General features: G+C 39.2%; 14 protein-coding genes and 1 pseudogene. 14 read left to right on the top strand and 1 reads right to left on the bottom strand.

Annotation, left to right across the window (positions count from 1 at the left end; translation table 11 throughout):
* Nucleotides 1-20 precede the first annotated feature (20 nt).
* The 7 genes from CEQ75_RS14035 to CEQ75_RS14005 all read left to right on the top strand — a co-directional run bounded on the left by CEQ75_RS14035 (nt 21) and on the right by CEQ75_RS14005 (nt 12,651).
* Nucleotides 21-302, top strand: coding sequence for a hypothetical protein (locus CEQ75_RS14035; RefSeq protein ID WP_089612651.1), 282 nt, complete (start codon nt 21-23; stop codon nt 300-302).
* Nucleotides 303-356: 54 nt separating this feature from the next.
* Nucleotides 357-5,846, top strand: coding sequence for an RHS repeat domain-containing protein (locus tag CEQ75_RS14030; protein WP_089611609.1), 5,490 nt, complete (start codon nt 357-359; stop codon nt 5,844-5,846).
* 22 nt (nt 5,847-5,868) lie between these two features.
* A complete protein-coding gene (locus CEQ75_RS14025) occupies nt 5,869-6,219 on the top strand; it encodes a hypothetical protein (RefSeq protein ID WP_089611607.1) in 351 nt (116 codons plus the stop codon).
* Between the two features lie 991 nt (nt 6,220-7,210).
* The gene (locus tag CEQ75_RS14020; RefSeq protein ID WP_089611605.1) at nt 7,211-8,602 is read left to right on the top strand and encodes an aminotransferase family protein; all 1,392 of its coding nucleotides are present in this window, start codon (nt 7,211-7,213) and stop codon (nt 8,600-8,602) included.
* A gap of 25 nt (nt 8,603-8,627) precedes the next feature.
* Nucleotides 8,628-8,969 carry a hypothetical protein gene (locus CEQ75_RS18440; protein WP_157677481.1) on the top strand — a complete coding sequence of 114 codons (342 nt, stop codon included), beginning with the start codon at nt 8,628-8,630 and terminating at the stop codon, nt 8,967-8,969.
* A 403-nt stretch (nt 8,970-9,372) separates the two neighbouring features.
* Complete coding sequence (locus tag CEQ75_RS14010) at nt 9,373-10,440, top strand: branched-chain amino acid aminotransferase (RefSeq protein WP_089611601.1); 1,068 nt, start codon at nt 9,373-9,375, stop codon at nt 10,438-10,440.
* Nucleotides 10,441-10,662: 222 nt separating this feature from the next.
* Nucleotides 10,663-12,651 (top strand): fructose-1,6-bisphosphatase, encoded by a 1,989-nt coding sequence (locus CEQ75_RS14005; protein ID WP_420828413.1) that lies wholly within the window; start codon nt 10,663-10,665, stop codon nt 12,649-12,651.
* A gap of 28 nt (nt 12,652-12,679) precedes the next feature.
* On the opposite strand, the gene CEQ75_RS14000 is transcribed toward CEQ75_RS14005, so the two are convergent.
* Nucleotides 12,680-13,423: a 3'-5' exonuclease gene (locus CEQ75_RS14000; protein WP_089611598.1), complete on the bottom strand. Its 744-nt coding sequence runs from the start codon at nt 13,421-13,423 to the stop codon at nt 12,680-12,682.
* 101 nt (nt 13,424-13,524) lie between these two features.
* On the opposite strand from CEQ75_RS14000, the gene CEQ75_RS19400 reads away from it, so the two are divergent.
* The 7 genes and pseudogenes from CEQ75_RS19400 (at nt 13,525) to CEQ75_RS13975 (ending at nt 19,905) form a co-directional block, all read left to right on the top strand.
* Complete coding sequence (locus CEQ75_RS19400; protein ID WP_338031970.1) at nt 13,525-13,980, top strand: DEAD/DEAH box helicase; 456 nt, start codon at nt 13,525-13,527, stop codon at nt 13,978-13,980.
* Nucleotides 13,977-14,036 (top strand): annotated as a pseudogene (locus CEQ75_RS19395) (hypothetical protein); the annotation flags it as partial. The gene CEQ75_RS19400 and the pseudogene CEQ75_RS19395, both read left to right, overlap by 4 nt.
* A gap of 12 nt (nt 14,037-14,048) precedes the next feature.
* The gene (locus CEQ75_RS19390; RefSeq protein WP_338032027.1) at nt 14,049-14,666 is read left to right on the top strand and encodes a helicase-related protein; all 618 of its coding nucleotides are present in this window, start codon (nt 14,049-14,051) and stop codon (nt 14,664-14,666) included.
* A 257-nt stretch (nt 14,667-14,923) separates the two neighbouring features.
* Nucleotides 14,924-16,315: an FAD-binding oxidoreductase gene (locus CEQ75_RS13990; RefSeq protein WP_089611596.1), complete on the top strand. Its 1,392-nt coding sequence runs from the start codon at nt 14,924-14,926 to the stop codon at nt 16,313-16,315.
* A gap of 48 nt (nt 16,316-16,363) precedes the next feature.
* On the top strand, nt 16,364-17,590 hold the full coding sequence (locus CEQ75_RS13985; protein WP_089611594.1) for a (Fe-S)-binding protein: 1,227 nt from the start codon (nt 16,364-16,366) through the stop codon (nt 17,588-17,590).
* 501 nt (nt 17,591-18,091) lie between these two features.
* The gene (gene fba, locus CEQ75_RS13980) at nt 18,092-19,021 is read left to right on the top strand and encodes a class II fructose-1,6-bisphosphate aldolase (RefSeq protein ID WP_089611592.1); all 930 of its coding nucleotides are present in this window, start codon (nt 18,092-18,094) and stop codon (nt 19,019-19,021) included.
* A 248-nt stretch (nt 19,022-19,269) separates the two neighbouring features.
* Nucleotides 19,270-19,905, top strand: coding sequence for an HAD family hydrolase (locus CEQ75_RS13975; RefSeq protein ID WP_089611590.1), 636 nt, complete (start codon nt 19,270-19,272; stop codon nt 19,903-19,905).
* The last annotated feature ends 212 nt before the right edge of the window (nt 19,906-20,117 follow it).

The following is a 20,117-nucleotide window of genomic DNA, read 5'->3' as shown; positions in this document are numbered from 1 at the left end:
GAAATCCTCCGGTAGAAGTAATGAATCTAAGTAATTTAGTGGCGATATCAGCGGGATATGGTCATTCTCTTGGTCTAAAAAGCGATGGAACTATTTGGGGATGGGGCCATAACTACTATGGGCAGCTTGGTGACGGGACGATATATAACCGGCTATTGCCAGTACAGGTAAAGATGGGCGGTGTAACTTATCAGTATGATGCTAATAACCGTCTGACTTCAATTATTCGTAATGGTCAGGTTATATGGAACTATCTGTATGATGATGAAGGTAATTTGATATCAAAACAAAGGATGAATTAAATCAAATAAGACTATATATAGCCTGGTATTAGATACAGGGAGAGGAAGTTTGGTATGCGAAAAGATCTATTATGCTTATTAATATTGCTGGTATTCTTATCATACGGCATTGTTCCGGCATTGGCAGAGAATTCTGGAATGACTCCTATGGAAGATGCAGTTGATACAATAGAGAATAGTGTAAATGAACCAGTGCATAGTGACGAGGAAAATATCATTGAGAATATTACAGATGATACCGATCAGCTAACAGATGACAATGTGGAAAAAGAAGCTGAACCGTTTGAAGAAGAGCCAATAAAAGATGAGGAGCCAACAAAAATAGTAGATGAGGAAGAGCAACAGCAACCAAATGATTCTTTATCAGCTTTCCAATTATTATCGCGGTTAAAAAGCTTTAGTGAAGCAACAGATGAAGAAAAGAAAATTATTTGTGATTTTTTTGGTGTGGATCCCAGCACAATGACTAATTGTGCGCAAGATGGTTATAATCTGTTGGAATCATTAAAAATTGCAAATATAACAAAAGAATTTGAATTTAGTATTGATGAAGCTGCTCAATTATTATTGAATAACAATGATCTGGTTGAACTGAACAAAGAATTGAGAAGATTTCAACATTTAATTCGTACAAGTAAAAGTAATGAAATAAAAACAGAACAGGCCAAAGGCCTGTTTTTGAAGGGCTATACTACGGATCAAATAAAAAAAGCGCTGGCTGCAGCAGAAGCCCTTGAACTTGATGTAAATGATATTATTAAAGATGGGACAGCCCGGAAGGATTTGAATATAGAGAACTATGAAGAACTTCTGCCGGAGGATATTGAAACCTTAAAAGAATTTGCCGATGACTATTTCGTGGATCTTGAGCAACTTATAAACGGCGTACAGGAAAAAGGAATTAAACCCCAAGATCTGAAAAACAAGGTTCTCTATTACGAATTTATTCAGAACAGCTCTGATGGGACAGCTTCAATGATGAGCGGGAGTGAAATCCAATTTGATCGATATTTTACATCACCCTTTCATTTTCAAGCAAATCAAGAAGAGAAAATCGTTGCAAATAACGGGACACTGCAATATGATGTAAACCTGCTTGATTTACCGGGGAGAAACGGCTTAGACCTAAATATCACTCTCCAGTATGATTCAGCACAATCAAGTTTATATAAGCCTGTATGCGGCGCTGAGATAGATTATTCTTATCAATACGAGGTATGGGGTGGCGCTGAAGGTTATTATTACCGTGATGGTATTGGAACAGGGGACTATAATCAGGCAGATATTGAATACCAATTAATTGGAATATATGATACCTTGTCTCAAGCGGAAACTGCCTTAAATAATTGGGTAGATCAATCATACATTGTTTATGATTATTGGTCTGATGGTACCGATCTTATTGTAGACTACTATGGAGATATATATCAGGTTGTCTCAGATGTTGAGTGGGATTATTATAATGATACGGAAGCCGATACTTTTGCAGAATTAAACAATAACTTGGGTTCCGGGTGGTCCTATGGATTTCCATCCATTGAAGATGATGGGGATAAGGAGTACTTGCATTTGGGCGATGGGAGTGTATACGAGATAGATATTTCCCCAGGATCATCAAACAATCTGGTAGATTATTATCTTGAGGACATAAAAATTGAAAGGGATTACGGCAACTTTTCCAATGGACAAAAGAATTCATACTATGTTTTAATACATAAAAATGGGGCCAGAGAATATTTTGCCAAAGACGGCCGGTATCTTGGCATTAAAGATCGTTATGGCAATACCATTAAATTTGAACATTCCCCGATTAACGATCACCCTGTTATCTCAAAAATTACCGATACTCTGGGCAGGGTTGTAACCATTAATTCCCGATCAACATCTCCGGGAAAGACAATAAAAATAACTTGTCCTGATAATACTTATATTGAATGTATCTTAGATCCTGTACCTAACAAGTCAGGTGAATATGTTTTGAAAAAAATTAAAGACCAAAAAGGCAGAGAGACCAGCTTTGATTATACCTATGACACAGGTAAATTTACCTTTTTCAGCAAAACATACAGGGGTGAGCAGAATATTTATGCCAACCTTGGGAAAGTAACTTACCCCACATCGGCATCAACGGAATATACCTTTGAAAAAGCAGTAGGTAATTTCGGCAACGAGGGTTCCTACGAATATTATCGGGTAATTAAACGTGAGGATAAACAAAGCAGTCTGGCTTACAACACAATTAATTACAGCTATAATGGGGAGTATAGCGGTTATCCGACATATCCGGATCCGAAAGAGCTGCCGGATACCTTCACTTACCGGGTTCTGGAAACAGATGCCAATAATACCCAGACAGAATACTACTTTAACAGCAAACACTTGTTAACGAAAAAAACAGTCAAGAAAAATGGTACTACCTTGCTTAGAGAATATATATACGAATATGACTCGAATCAATTGCTATCAAAAGAGAAAGTAAAAAAATTAAATGAATCAGGTAATTCAGACACAATTGAAACCAGCTGGAACTATAACTCATTTGGGGATCTTTTAACCGTTACCGATCCATACAGACATCAAACTGAATATACCTATGACAACAAATTTCATATCATGACCAGCATGTCCAGCTTCATGGACGCTGAAACCGAACAAAGAACGGAGTTTACCATAGACCATGAGACCGGTAATATGGAGCGAAAGAAGCAAATACTAATACAAAATGGTGCAGATGAGTCAATCATAACCGATTATGGTTACGATGATGACAATGGGAACCTTATTGTAGAAACGACATCCAAAGCTGACGGAACAGATATAATAACGAATTATACCTATAGTCCGGCGTATGATAAAGGATACCTGACCGGGATATCTGTAGAAACCACAGATTATAAAGGAAATAAAGCAACAATTGAAGAAAATTATGATTATGATTTTAATACAGGCAGAGTATCGGATTACTGGGATGGAGCAGACAATCATACTCAATATGAATATGATAACCTTGGAAGGCTGACTGCAATCATTAATCCTGATGCAACAGAACAGGTTCTTGTCTATGATGATGTCCTTAATATTGTTACAGCGACAATGGAAAATGGCTATCAAAAAAGGAATATCTATGATGGGCTTGGTAATTTGATTAAAGAGCAGGAGAAGCAAAATGGGACATGGGTTACCATAAATGAATATCATTATAACCTATTCTTTCAAAGGGATTGGATGGAGGACGGCAAAGGGAATAAAAATGAATATCAATATGACATTTTTAACCGGATCATTAAAATTATTAACCCCGATCTTACATATAGTGAAATTGTTTATGATGATGTTCAGCGAAAAAAAATAATTATTAACGAGGAACAGGATCTGACAATTGAATACCATGATAAGCTGGGGAATGTAACTCAGGAAACATCAATGCTAAATAGTATAGCGGTGAATAATTACTATAGTTATGACTACATGGGTAATTTAAAATATGTTAAGGATCCAAATCTGAATCAAACCGAATATTTCTATGATTCCTTAGGCAGAATGACGGAAGTAAAAAATGCCCGGGGAGAATCTACAAAATATGAATACGATCACCAAAACAATATAACAAAAATCATTTATCCGGATGGATTTTTTGCCCGAAAATATTATGATGAATTAGGGCGTCTGATTGCAGCAACAGACCCCAATCAAAAGACGGAGTACTATATTTATGATCACGGGGGGAACCTGGAAAAGGCAATTGACCGAACAGGCAGGGAAACCTTTTATACATATGACTCCAGAAACCGAATTTTAAGTGAAAGCAGCAGCGGCGAAAGCATGGTATATACTTACAATGATATTACAAATATCAGAACAGTTACTGACAGCAGCGGAACGACATCCTATGAATACTATGATAATGGACGGTTAAAAAAAGAAAGCCGGCCGGGCAATATCATTACCCAATATGCATATGACAATAACGGGAGCAACACCCGGATCACAGACCCATTTCTTTTAGCGGCGGATTATGATTATGACACCCTTAACAGGCTGGATAAAGTAACCGTTGACGGCAAGGTATTTGATTATCAGTATTATAACGACGGCATGATTAAAAGAATAGTTTACCCCGGATCCTTGATAACTACTGACTTTACCTATGATGATCTTAACAGATTAACAGGAATCGTAAATAAAAAAGGAACCACAGTCATTTCCAGCTATAGTTACAGCTATGATTATAATGGAAATATCGTGACGGCAAATAATAACGGAAGCTCCGTCACCTATGATTATGATCAATTGAATCGCTTGGAAGAGATTACGAACAGCAATGGTCTTACCAAATATAGTTATGACAGCCGGGGGAATCGGGAGTTTGTAACAGGAAATTTACCCTTTGAAAATGAAATAACGGGAACATTTACCTATGATCCATTTGACAGGCAGGACACCTTTGTTACCGGGACCAAGACATACAGTTATGAGTATAAACCGGAGGGAATACGAAGTAAAAAGACCGGTCCAACGGAAACGGTACAATATTACAGTGATTACAATGGAAGGGTAATCGCCGAGGGCAATGCATCAGGCCAAGTGACAGCTCAAAATGTATGGGGACATCAGCCATTAGCAAGGAAGATAAATGGAACATATTACTATTACTTATATAATGGTCACGGAGATGTGGTGCAAGTAGTAGATGAAAACGGTAACATAAAAAACAGTTATACCTATGATGAATGGGGCAATATTCTGAATAAGACTGAACAAATATCAAACCCGATAAGGTATGCCGGGGAATACTATGATGATGAGACTGGGAACTATTATCTCCGGTCAAGGTATTATGATCCGAGTATTGGGCGGTTTATAGCGGAGGATTCCTACGAGGGTAGTATTACAAACCCATTGAGTTTGAATCTGTACACCTATTGTGAAAATGATCCTATTAATTATAGTGATCCGACAGGCTTTAAAAAGGCAGATGACGGAAAATATCACCAGGATGTTCAAGATTCAATAAAAATTTATAGCGATTTTTGGTGGGATGCTGAAAAAGCATATAAAAGGGGAATAATTACTAATTCAGAAAAAGTAGCAATTCAAACTGCCATGGAATATGAGGCCGACCAAATAAGATTCGCAGCTGACCATCCAATTAAGACAGGTGCTAGCAAAACTGCAGAATTTGTGATTTTTGACGTATTTTTAGGAGGTGTTAGTGGGAAAGCTGGGCAAGGTGGAGACAATTCTGATGTAGCATTTAATAAAATGTTAATTGGGATGGCTAATAATAATGGATTTACTGGCGGAAATTCGCGAACATTGGGTAACAAGGAGATAAGGGGTAACAAAGTTAGAGTTGATATGGAGATGCCAACAGGTAAGAGTACTGGTAATGTTCACATACAAATTAAAGGTAAAGGCGGACCACAAAAGATTTATGTTAATTCAATTGATGATTTAACAAATCTATCGAAAACAATTGGAAATGATCCCGATATAATTAGATGGGTAAAAAAGGCTTTTAATCTTTTAGATAAAATGAGATAAAATATTTCATGGAGCGAAAAAAATGAAAAAAATTACAGAAACAATTGAAGTAGATTTAAATTATTTTATTGGTAAACAGGATGAACTTAAAGGTATTTTTAACGGAGGTGTCAAAGAACCGTTATTTACTGATGAACTAAAAATTGATGTTTCTGAAGATGAAATTTTTGATGAAACAAAAGATGATTTTGTTAAGAATGGCAAAATTAATATTTCTATCGCTGGAACAGACAATGCATTGTATGAATTGGGAAAGTTTTTAATTGCAATTTCAAGATACGAAACGTTAGATAAGGAGTATCATGAACACCTAGATAACATACGTAATTCAAATCAGCAACACGTGATTAATTTAACCATTAGAAAGGGATGAATTAGGGCTTGCTAACCATATCCCCAATTTTGCTTGGCTATTTAAATATCTCAATTTCTGTAATGCAAAAATACCTCTTCAGTAGGGGACGCGGGTACAGGTACCATGTCCCCCTTTAATTGTTGTCTTAGATGAGATGAGAAGCGGATATCATCGAAGACAAGGTAAATTAACCCCTTTAGTGGCAGCTGGTAATAGGGCTAGGCTAGCGAAACCGCGCCTTTAGGCGCAGCAGGTACTATGCCCTTATAGGGCTAAAATCAAGCCACCCGTTGAACGGGTGGTACCGTGACATATTCTTGTAATTCCTTAAATGACTTAAGTAGCCTGTCACAAGGGGAAAAACTGTTTGAAATCCAATTATCCCATGGACTTATGGTGGATAAGGCAGACGACCATGAGCCGATATGCAGGGACTTTGATGCAAGTATGCTCCCCGAATGATGGAAAGGTGGGGGTTTAGCTGAAGAGTCATCATCTTGCTACTTTTTGTTTAAGGGTCAAGAGGAAATCAAATTTATGGGTATGGCCAGGTGGAATAAAAATTTAAGGCTACGTACCAGAACATTCAATGGTGTAGATCTGTGGATGAATGTTCCTAAAAGTATCAATGTAAACAAGTTAATCCAATCAGATGATAACTTATTTATATGGTCCTGATCAGTTTATGGATACATATCTGAGGTCACAAAAGAAAAGTTTGTTGAATCTGAGATGAAACCGGGGGTTACCACGGGTTGCCGGGCTTTATATGGGTGAATTATTTTGGACCCACATTTATAACAGAGCCTGTTTTTTATTTGTTTTTTGATAAGACATTGTGTAAGGTAAACCGGACATAAGAATTAACAATCTGATAATAAAAATTTCCCCTGTTTTTGATAGAATAGGATACAAGATATAAGGATTTGATATGAAGGACGATTAGTATTATTCTATTAAAATGATATGCCTATTTCATTAAATATTATAAAAAACGGGGGGAATTATAATGGTAAACCTTGATCCTAAAAATTTTAATGCGGATGAAATGATCAAAATGGATAAAGACCACTTTTGGCATCATTTAACACAACATAAGGTCTTTGAATCTAAGGATCCCATGATTATAACGGAAGGGGATGGCTTGATTATCAAGGACATCCGCGGCAAAGAGTATGTGGATGCTACTTCCGGCGGCGTATGGTGTGTCAATGTAGGTTATGGCCGGGAATCTATTGCCAAGGTGGTTTATGAACAATTAAAAACTATGGCGTATTATGCCGGCTCCGCCGGAAATATTCCCGCAATTCTGTTAGCAGACAAAATTATTTCTAAAATGCCAGGGATGTCTAAGGTTTATTTCTCCAACAGCGGTTCGGAAGCCAACGAAAAAGCTTTTAAAATGGTACGTCAAGGGAATCGAAAAAAATATCCCGGCAAAGATAAAACCAAAATTCTCTATCGGGATCGTGATTACCATGGCACCACGATTGCTGCATTAAGTGCCACCGGTCAGGAACAACGTCGGGAAGATTATGGGCCGTTTGTACCGGGCTTTGAAAAAGTACCCCATGCCTGCTGTTATCGCTGCCCCTTTGGCAAAGAATATCCCGGTTGTGATATCGACTGTGCTAAGGCTTTGGAAGATGTGATTTTAAAAGAAGGTCCGGATACGGTAGGTGCTTATATCGTTGAGCCTATCACTGCCGGCGGCGGCATTATCATGCCGGTCCCTGAATACTATCCCATGGTACAAAAGATTTGTCAAAAATATGATGTCCTGCTGATTATGGACGAAGTAGTTAATGGTTTTGGCCGCACCGGTAAATGGTTTGGTTATCAGCATTTTGATGTAGATCCGGATATGGTGACCATGGCCAAAGGAATGGCCAGTGCTTACGCTGCTTTGTCGGCTACAGTAACGAAACAAGGAGTGTTTGATACCTTCTTGGAAAATGCCGATAAGCCTATGGATTTCTTCAGAGATATCTCTACCTACGGCGGATGCACCGGCAGCCTAGCAGCAGGTTTGGAAAACGTGCACATCATGGAAGAAGAGAATCTTCTTGAAAACAGTACTAAAATGGGTGAATATTTAATTGGCAGGTTAAATGAACTGGCTGATCTGCCGATAGTAGGTCAAGTGCGTGGTAAAGGCTTATTTGCCGGAGTTGAGTTGGTGGCGGATAAAGCAACCAAGGAACCATTAGACGAAGCAAGAATGGGCAAAGTCATGGCTGATGTTACGGCAGAGGGCGTGCTCATCGGACGCACCAACCGCAGCTTCCATAATAATTTGAACAACACCTTAACCTTTGCCCCGGCTTTAGTTGCCGATGAAGCGATTCTGGATCGGATTGTGGATGCTGTTCGCGTGGCTCTGGAAAAAGCCAGTAAATAAGGATTGTCTTAAAGGACTGATTTAATTGGGTAGAAAAACATGTCTCAATTGTATGAATGGCGTTATAGTTCATCATAACAATTCTCCTTGGGATCAAGTCTCTAAACCATATGAGATCGATTGTACTCTCCGTGAGGAAATTATTAAAAGCGGTAAAGTACATAAGTGGAATGAGACCTATATGCCGGAGGTTTGCGGATCATACCGTCCTAAAATGGTGGAGAAATGCGCTTATTGTAAAAAAACCATTGATGCAGCGGAATATCTCTGGGACAAATGGGGTGGCATTAACGGCCGTCCTGTGTGCAGCAACGACTGTGCCGTGAAACTAGAGGCTGCGGAAGTGGGAAGCATGTTTTATGATTAATTTATACAGAGTAAGAGCAGGGAGCAAAATATGCCCTGCTCTTTTCTCTTTCATCTTATCCGGCCAGTCCTTCAAGTTGATGAATGGGTATCGATTACCTTTATCATCTTTTTTAAATTTGTAATGAAAAAGTAAACAAATCAAGAGATATATGTGATATTATATATTAATAGAGAATTAATCCGATAACTAATTCTAAGCATCAGATGGAATAAAAACTCCACTTGATACCAAGAAATCATTGGGTAATTAATTGTCCCTAATCCCAGTTTATTGACTTGGGGGGTAAAGGATCCTAAGTTGCTGGGCAACGATTTCTTAGCATCAAAAGGACTAAAACACTATCTGATGCCGGGAATTCTGTTAATATTATAGATGTCGCAGAAGGAGTGACCATATTATCATGGATGAAATCAAGATTCAAAAAACACTACAACCTAAGGAAAAGCCTCAGCTGTCCGAATTAGGTTTCGGAAATTATTTTACAGATCATATGTTTGTTATGGATTATAAAGAGGGAAGGGGATGGCACAGCCCCCGGATCATCCCTTATGGTCCTTTAGAACTTGATCCTTCCGTCATGGTTGTTCACTATGGACAGGCTACATTTGAAGGTTTAAAAGCATACAAAACTAAAGATCATCACGTTTTGCTCTTCAGGCCTCATGCCAACATGGAGCGCATGAATATCTCCAATGAGCGTCTTTGTATTCCTACTCTTGATGTAGAATTTGCTGTTTCCGCGATTCGCAAGCTGGTAGAAATGGAACAGGACTGGATTCCTGAGGGTGAAAACACCTCCCTTTATATTCGTCCTTTTGTTTTCGCCACGGATCCCCATTTAGGTGTGAGACCTTCCCATACGTACAGTTTTATGGTGATACTATCTCCGGTGGGATCATATTATCCTGAAGGGATTGATCCGGTAAAAATTTATGTGGAAGATAACTATGTGCGTGCTGTAAAAGGAGGTCTGGGATATACCAAGACTCCCGGGAACTATGCAGCCAGTATCAAGGCGCAGGAAGTTGCCAAAGAACGAGGTTATACTCAGGTTTTATGGCTGGATGGGATTGAAAAAAAATACATTGAAGAAGTTGGTACGATGAATGTATTCTTCAAAGTGGGCGGTGAAGTGATCACTCCGGCCTTAGAGGGCAGCATTCTGGCCGGGATCACCCGTGATACCACCATAAAACTGCTCAAGCACTGGGGCATTCCTGTTCAGGAAAGAAGGATCAGTATTGATGAAATTTATGAAGCTCATGCCCAGGGCAAACTAGAGGAAGCTTTTGGTACCGGGACTGCTGCTGTCATTTCTCCCATTGGTGAACTCAATTACCAAGGAAAAATCATTTCCATCAATGATGGAAAAACCGGAGAAATAGCAACCAGGATATACGATACGATTACCGGTATCCAGACAGGTGTTTTAGAAGATCCCTTTAATTGGACATTAAAGATAAAATAGTTATTTTAAGAACCATGGTTTATTAAGCCATGGTTCTTATCAAAAATAAGGTATACAGAGCCGTTGTTGCAATATAATGATGATTATTTCATCAGATGAATGCCAAGATATTTTTGTCGAAAAATAATGGATGGATATTAAAGGAAATCAAGCAATATCGTTGAATATTTAATAAGATGTGAGCAGTACCCGGCAGTTTTCGGGTATAAGTCATGCTTTTTAATGGAGGGCTGTAATATGAACCAATTCAACGTGAAAGAACTGATTGCAGAACAGGATTACCTTGAACTATTGTCTCGCAGATTTCCTACCATCTCCAAGGCTGCCACTGAGGTGATCAATCTCAAATCCATTTTGAATCTTCCTAAAGGGACGGAGCATTTTCTGACGGATCTGCATGGAGAATACGAAGCCTTTAACCATGTAATGAATAATGGATCCGGCGTCGTAAAAAGAAGAATTATTGACACCCTGGGTAAGTTTCTTTCCCAAAATGAGATCAATGACTTAGCCTCCCTGATCTACTATCCCGAAGAAAAGCTTCAGCTGGTGAAAGATCAAGAGGAGAACCTTTCTGACTGGTATGAAATCTCCATTTACCGGTTGATTCAAGTATGCAGGGATGCTTCATCAAAATATACCCGTTCCAAGGTGCGCAAGGCACTGCCGGTGGATTTTGCCTACATCATTGAAGAGCTGCTTCATGAGGATGAGTACCGTTTTAATAAAAAAGATTACTACAATCAAATCATTCAAACCATTGTAGAATTGGATCGGGCGGATGATTTTATTATCGCGATCTCCGCAGTAATCAAAAGACTGACAGTGGATCATCTTCATATTATCGGCGATGTTTACGACAGAGGGCCGGGACCCCATATTATTATGGATACCTTAATAAATCACCATTCTGCGGATATTCAATGGGGCAATCATGATATTCTCTGGATGGGTGCAGCGGCAGGGGATCGCTCCTGTATTTCCAACGTCTTGCGTATTAGTCTTAGATATGCCAACATGGATATCCTGGAAGAGGGCTATGGCATTAATCTCTTTCCTCTGGCCACTTTTGCCATGAACACTTATCAGGGAGATAATTGCCAAAAATTTAAACCGAAATTAAGCGCCGATGATATCGTACCTGATGCAGACATAGATTTACTTGCCAAAATGCATAAGGCGATCTCTATCATTCAATTCAAACTGGAGCACGAAACGGTTTTAAACCATCCGGAATATGAAATGCAGGATCGGTTGCTTTTGGATAAAATCAACTACGATGACTATACCATTACCATTGGGAGCGATGTCTACAAACTTAATCTCCGGACCTTCCCCACCATTGACCCCAAAGAACCCTGGAAGCTGACGGCGGAAGAAAAATCAGTGATCGACAAGCTTAGATATTCTTTTCTAAAAAGTGAAAAGCTGCAAAAACATATTCGGTTTATGTTCGCCAAAGGGAGCATCTATCTGAGATATAACAACAACCTGTTATTTCATGCCTCCATTCCCATGAATCCGGATGGAACCTTTAAAAAGATCAAACTGAAGGGTTTGGAAAAAACCGGTAAGGAACTGCTGGATCAAATGGAGCAGATGGCCAGGGAAGCATACTTTGGCAGAGAAAAGAAAAATAATTCTACTGATTTTCTCTGGTATCTATGGTGCCATCAGGATTCCCCCCTCTTCGGCAAGGATAAGATGGCCACCCTGGAAAGGTATCTCGTAGATGACAAAAAACCCCATAAAGAGAACTATACCCCTTATTATTTGTTGGTAAATGAGGAAAAGACTGCCAAGATGATTCTGGAGGAGTTTGGATTGGATCCTGAGACGGGACATATTATCAACGGACATGTCCCGGTAAAAGTGGGTAAAGGGGAAAATCCAATCAAAGCCAACGGGAAGCTTTTGGTGATTGACGGTGGTTTTGCTAAAGCTTATCAAAAGGAAACAGGAATCGCCGGATATACCTTGATTTATAATTCTTACGGTCTTCTACTAGCAAGTCATGAACCTTTTGAATCTGTAGAAAAAGCTGTGAATGATGGCATTGATATCCGCTCCACAGTCCGGGTAGTTGAAAAGGTAGTTGATCGGAAAAAGATCTCCGATACCGATATTGGCTCGAATCTTAAAAAACAGATCTATTACCTGGAAATGCTCTTAAGTGCATTCCATAAAGGCGTGATTAAGGAAAAAATTTAATGAGGAGATGATAAGGGGAGGATGTGGATTATTTTAAAAACTGATTTGTCCTCCCCATTTTATATGCCAGCGAAATCATGCTTTGCTCCTCCGCTGTCATCTCCCGGGCATACATTTTTTCAAATTGCTTGATCAGCTGATCAAAATCAATCTCTCTTTTTTGTAGTTTTGGTCTGATCCTAATATGAGACGGATCATAGAGTTTTGGTTCCATGGAGGGATGATATATTTTTTTAAATACTTGAGTAGTGTAATAAGCATCATGAAAGGCATCATGGAATGGTTGGGTCATGGGAATCCGGAGCAGTTCAACCGCATGTTGCAGGCGCAGCATGGTTTTCTTGGGCAGATTAAAATGACTGGCCATAAAAGGCTGCAGATTCAGATACCTTTTGGGTAAGAGCTCCGGATTTATGTGATGATATTTCACATTATTGAAAATTTCTTTTATATCCGACATACCCCAAATACAAAATATGGAATCTGCTCCGCCGATAAATTCTGCATAGGATTGATAAACGGCAGGAAAAGTTTCCTCTTTTATTAATTGTTCTGTAGTAATACCGGTCAATGATGCAATAAAAGGACTTATTTTTTGATAAATGGTTGGCTTGACAAAACGATTAAACGTAGCCATCGTCTTTAGATCTTTATCTAGTTTTACGGCACCAATTTGAATGATTTCAAAGGGGAAGGATGATATTTTGCCATCAAAATTATCTGAAGAAGAAAAATCTTGATTCAACTCTAAGTCAAAGATTATAAAATTCATATAAATCTCCTTATTAAATCGAGTATGATTTTTTTTAAGTTGATGGACTGGTGGGTACTTTTATGCTATTCTGAAGAAAATAATTTTCCATAGGAGAAAAAATGTCGTATTCATTCGAAGCATTAGGATTAAATCCCCAACTGATCGCAGGTTTAAAAATGAGAGAAATTCTTGAACCCACAGATATTCAGCGTGAAGCAATTCCTCTGGCACTGGCAAATCAGGATCTGATCGGACAATCATTTACAGGAAGCGGAAAAACATTGGCCTATCTGCTGCCATTGTTTCAAAAAACTGATTGTGGAAAGAGGGAAACGCAAGCTATCATTTTAGCACCTACCTATGAGCTGGCACTGCAGATTGACAAAGAGATCAAAATTTTAAGAGAAAATTCCGGGATAGCAATGACCTCTCTTCCAATCATTGGTAACGTGAACATTGCCCGGCAAATAGAAAAGCTGCGTGATAAGCCTCATATCATCGTTGGGACTGGGGTAAGAATTCTAGAACTGTTAAAAAGAGAAAAATTAACGCTCAGACCATTAAAACCATTGTGATTGATGAAGGTGATCGTTTATTGGATTCCGAGCATTTTAACTCGGTTCAGGATGTCATTAAGTCTACTATGAGAGACCGTCAAATCATGGTCTTTTCCGCAAATATGGATGAGAAAGCTCTTCAAGCCGCACACAAAATTATGAAAGATATCAGGATGATCAGCCTTAATCAGAAGCAATTGATCAATCCTGCGATTACCCACTGGTATTTTACCGTTGAGCGGAGAGAAAAATTAGAAACGTTAAGAAAACTTGTTGCTGCGATTCAACCGACTAAGGCGATTGTATTTTTAAATTCCACGGAAGATGTCCAGGTTGCCACAGCAAAATTACAATATCATCATTATAAAGCTTTTGGCCTATTTGGCAAAGCCTCAAAAGAAGAACGAAAATCCGCTTTGGCAGGCTTTAGAAAAGGGGAGATTCAACTTTTGGTTGCCTCGGATATTGCAGCTCGGGGTCTGGATATTCAAGGATTGACCCATATTTTTAATTTGGATTTACCGAAAGACGCAAAAGAGTATCTGAATCGGGCGGGCAGAACCGGCAGAAGCGGAAAAGAGGGTATTGCTTTATCTTTGGTCACAGAAAAGGAAAAGCATTTAATCAAGAAGTTTGAAAAAGAGTTTAATATCATTTTTGAAGAAAAAACTTTATGGAAAGGCAGCATCAGAAATTCCAGATAAAACAATTTTTGTACTTTCAGAAAGCATAAACTGAGTTCTTGGCATTAGGTGGAGTTTTTGCTCCATCTGATGCTTAGTAATCCTTATCCAGGAACTTAAGTTTTCTTTATATGACAATCCTGAAAATTAATGTATAATATGTAGAGTATGTTTGAATAAGATATCTGTATTTGTGTTTTGAAGCTTTATTTACTTACGCATAATGTTTGCAGATAAAATTAACAGAGATCTTTTCCAGAGAGGAAGAAAACCTTAAGATGATAAGTAAAGAAATAAAAGATAAAATCCGTGCTATTGTCGGGGATGAACATGTACTGGATTCCGATTTGGATTTGTTCAGTTACTCATATGATTCATCTTTTGTCCCATTATTACCGCCCAATAAGCCTTATCTGGTGGTACGACCTCTTACCACAAGAGAAGTTTCCGCAGTGATGAAGCTTGCATACGAAAATGATATTAACGTTACACCTCGGGGTGCTGCCACCGGCCGCACCGGAGGAAGCATTCCCCTACATGGCGGCATTTCTTTGGTTTTGGATCGCATGAAAAATATTATTGAACTTGATGAACGCAACATGATGGTGACCACAGAACCGGGTGTCAGGACCATCGATCTGTATAATTACTGTGCAGAAAAAGGACTCTTCTATCCCCCGGATCCAGGCAGCTGGAAATACTCCACCATTGGCGGCAATGTCGCAGAGAATGCCGGAGGCATGCGTGCCGTCAAATATGGAGTAACGGGTAATTATGTGATGGGTCTGGAAGTGGTCCTGCCGGATGGGAGGGTGCTTCATACCGGGGGTAAGGCGATAAAGAATGTTACCGGTTACAACCTTACCGATTTATTTACCGGATCGGAAGGAACCTTAGGTATTGTTACCAAGATCATTTTGCGCTTAATCCCGATGCCCAAGGTACGTAATACCATGCAGCTGATGTTTAAAACCTTGGATGAAGCCTGTAATACTATTCATCGTATGCTCCAATCCGGGGTGGTGCCTTCCTCAGCAGAATTAATGGACAAAATGAGTTTGCAGGCAGTAGCCAGACACAATCGGATGGATATCAGTCCTTCGATTGAAGCTTGTCTCGTTATTGAAATCGATGGAGACGATAAAGAGGAACTGAACAAGCAAGCTCAGCAAATCTCTGAAATTGCCGCTCAGTTTAATGTGATTGAAGTACGCATTGCTGCTTCAACGGAAGAGGCTGAGGAGATTTGGGCGATCCGCCGTGGTTTAAGTTCAGCCATCGGAGCCATGGCACCAAACCGACTGGGCGAAGATGTTTCTGTGCCCAGAGATGCTTTCCCCGAGGTGGTACGTCGGATCGGTAAGATTGCAGATAAGTACCAATTGACCATCGCCGTTTACGGTCATGCCGGGGACGGCAATGTACATCCCTCGATCCTTTGTGATTTGTCCAATCCAGAGGAAGAGAAACGTGTCCACCTGGCAGTCAACGAAATTTTTGACGCCGCAATTGATTTGGGCGGCACATTATCCGGGGAACACGGAATCGGCATCACCAAACGGGATCACATTGTTCATGCCTTGGGTGAGGTGGGAGTCTCGGCGCTAAAGGCTGTGAAACAAGCCTTTGACCCGAAAGGACTATTAAATCCGGGGAAAATATGGCCTTAATTAAAGAGCAGCGCTCAAGTTAGAGATATGACATAAGGAGACAAAAAAATGATCAAACCAAAGGGAGAAAAATTATTAAATGAAATAAAAGAGATTGTAAGGCAATGTGACCGTTGCGGGACCTGCTTGCCTGTTTGTCCCCTTTTCGGGGTTAAAGACATAGAAAAAGTGAGTGCCCGGGGTAAAAATAATATTGCACGCGCCCTCGTTGAAGGAGGGATTGAAGCGGACGGTCAGGTTTCTGATACTGTGAACATGTGTCTGCTCTGCGGTACTTGTGTCAGCAATTGTCCCAACAAGGTAAAAACGGATGAAGTAATGATGAATATGCGGCAATACTTTGCAGACAAAAAAGGCGGTCCCGGATTTAAATATAAGATAATAGGAAAGATACTGAAAGATCGAACTGCAATAAAAATGTCTGCCGGCAGCTTAAGTCTCATTAAAAAAGTTAAGTTAAACCGCTTTGTGCCCTATGGTATGGCACCCCATAAGGTTACCCGGGATGATTATTTAAAACATTTTGGCGGACCGGCAGCTTTAAAAGGTTCAGCTCTGACCCGGGAGACAACTCTTGATAAAGATACGAAGATTGCCTATTTTCGTGGCTGTGGCATGGAGATGTTATTTCCGGAAGCTGCTGCTGATACCATCAGAATCCTTAATACATTGACAAAAGTTCAGCTTATTGATAATGTTTGCTGCGGCTTACCCCATATTTCACATGGCTTACAAAATGATTTTTTTGAATTGGCCAAGAAGAATATCCAACTATTTGAAAATGCCGATGTAGTGGTGAGTGATTGCGCCAGCTGCAGCAGTACTTTGAAACATATTGCCGCCTATTTCGCAGATGATCCGAAATGGCGGGAAGCAGCTGAGAATTTCAGCAAAAAGATCATGAGCTTATCGGAGTTTCTGGTCAAGGTGGGCTACAAACCAGAGCATCATCTGGACGTGAAGATCACCTTTCATGAACCGTGTCATCTGGGACGAGGTCAGGGTGTGAAGAAGCAGCCGAGGGAGCTATTGAAATCAGCAGGGAATTATATTGAAATGAATGAAGCTGATGTTTGCTGCGGTGGCTCCGGTACTTTTCATACGGATTATCCGGAAATTGCTAACGCCGTATTAGACAAAAAAAGACTTAATATTGAAGCAAGTCAAGCACAAATCGTGGTTACGGAGTGCCCGATTTGCCTGATTCAATTAAACAAGGCTGCCCAAAAGGGTGGAAACAAGTTCCAAGCGATGCATATTAGTCAGGTGATTTGAGCTTCGTGATGGTAGATAATCAATTGCAGCTGGAAACTGTTTTAAACAACTGTATGATCGGACAAATAAAAATTTTATAAAATTTATTGCACGGGTTTGTGTTGAGGTCAGCAGATTGCCAAAAGACGTGAATATTGAAATCGATGCTATTGCTTATATGGGATAGATTGATAAGGTGTAATATCATGACACAGGGGAGGTTATTGCTGTGTCATTTTTTATTTTGAAAATTTTCATCAAATTGTGTAACATAAGCTGTAAATATAGTATAATAATTAAGTAGTATGATATCTTTGATAATCTGATTGAGATTAAAATATTCACTTCAAGGTTTTGTAATAAGGGTGATAACTTTTTTAATATGAATATAAAAAGATCTCGGGACATATACATATGAAGATGCAGAATCAATTAATAAAAAGCAGTTAAAATTGGACTCAATTAATTCAAAGCAAAATAATATATATTTACACGAATTTATCTAAATAAGGAGTGGTAAAAATGCCATTAGTAACGTCAACAGATATGTTTAAAAAAGCCTACGAAGGCGGTTATGCCATTGGAGCCTTCAATGTCAACAACATGGAAATCATTCAGGGAATCACGGAAGCAGCCAAGGAAGAAAATGCTCCTTTGATTCTACAAGTATCTGCAGGTGCCAGAAAATATGCTAATCATACCTATTTGATGAAATTAATTGAGGCTGCCTTGATTGAAACAGATCTCCCTATCTGTGTTCATTTAGATCATGGAGATTCCTTTGAATTATGCAAATCATGTATTGAGGGAGGATTTACCTCGGTAATGATTGATGGCTCTCATCTTTCCTTTGAAGAGAACATTAAGCTTACGAAACAGGTAACTGATTATGCCCATGATAAGGGTGTTGTGGTAGAAGGTGAACTAGGCAGACTGGCGGGTGTAGAAGATGCAGTCAATGTTTCGGAAAAAGATTCATCTTATACAGATCCGGATCAGGTAGAGGAATTTGTGAAAAAAACGGGTGTGGATTCCTTGGCCATCGCCATTGGAACCAGCCATGGCGCCTTTAAATTTAAAGGTGAACCTCAATTAAGGTTTGACATTCTGGAAGAAGTTCAGAACCGTTTATCGGGTTTCCCCATCGTACTTCACGGTGCTTCCTCTGTAATCCCGGAATTCGTGGAAATGATCAACACATACGGGGGCAATATGCCGGGCGCTAAAGGTGTGCCGGAAGACATGCTGCGTAAGGCTGCTTCTATGGCTGTATGTAAGATTAACATTGACTCTGATTTAAGACTGGCCATGACTGCCAATATTCGAAAACATTTTGCAGATCATCCGGATCACTTTGACCCCAGACAATATCTGTCCCCAGCCAGAGCAGCTATCAAGGGATTGGTCAGAAATAAGCTGGTCAATGTCCTGGGTTGTAACGGCAAAGCATAATGATAAAATCACACAATAATATCATAGAAACATCTGCAAAAAAGGGAATCAGTTTCGATTCCCTTTTGATATTATAGGAATTGGTAAGAGGTTTTAGGTTAAAAGCGTTTAAGATAACTTTTATTTAAATATTGCTATGAATGGTATAAAATACTTCTGGATCTATTGGAATATATTTCGTTCTGTCTTATAATGCTGGCTAGAGGGTTTATAATTTTTCAGGAATATTGAAAGGATTGTTTAGTAAAATGAAAATAAAATATGCCATTTTTGATTTGGATGGCACGCTCATCGATTCCATGGAATTCTGGGGTAAATTAGGTAACGAAATTTTGGCTTATTATGAAATTGTTCCTCCTGAGAATCTTAGTGAGATATTGATGCCCATGAACACTCAACAAATGGCAGAATATCTAAAAGAAAAATTTTCACTGCCGCTCTCAGTTCAGGAAATAATCTGGTTCGTTCATAAAAAGGTCGAGGAAAAGTACAAACATGAAATTCCTTTGAAACCTAATGTTAGGGAGTTCTTAGAAAAACTCAAATCAGATAAAGTAAAAATGGGCATTGCAACAGCCAATGATTACAGCACTACCCGTGATGTTTTGCTTCGATTAGGCATAGGGAATCATTTTGATTTTATTTTAACATGTTCGGATGTGGGATACAGTAAAGAAAGCCCTCAAATCTATTATGCAGCTGCAGAAAAATTAGGTTGTCATCCAAAAGAAGCCGTGGTTTTTGAAGATTGCCTGACTTGTATTAAAACTGCTAAGAATGCCGGTTTTTGTGTTGTCGGCGTAGCTGATAAATACTCTGTACAAAACAAAGGAGAGATCCAAACAGTTTGCGATTACTATATCAATTCCTACGCAGAAATTTAGAATGAATTGTAACCTGTTGAGTTGATTTTATCTGATCAGTTTATATTATAAGGAAATTTCCGCCATAAGTTTCCATAGAAAAAACCATTGACTTTGTGAAGAAACTTTGTTAACCTTATAAAGCACTCGAGGGAGCAGTCCAGCAATCACTAAGAACACCAAGAAAATAGTGATTGACAATGAGAGATTAGTTTGATAAACTGATCAAGTGC

The sequence above is a fragment of the Dehalobacterium formicoaceticum genome (assembly GCF_002224645.1).
Classification (GTDB): Bacteria; Bacillota; Dehalobacteriia; order Dehalobacteriales; family Dehalobacteriaceae; genus Dehalobacterium; species Dehalobacterium formicoaceticum.
This window is presented reverse-complemented; position numbering and strand designations above follow the sequence as displayed.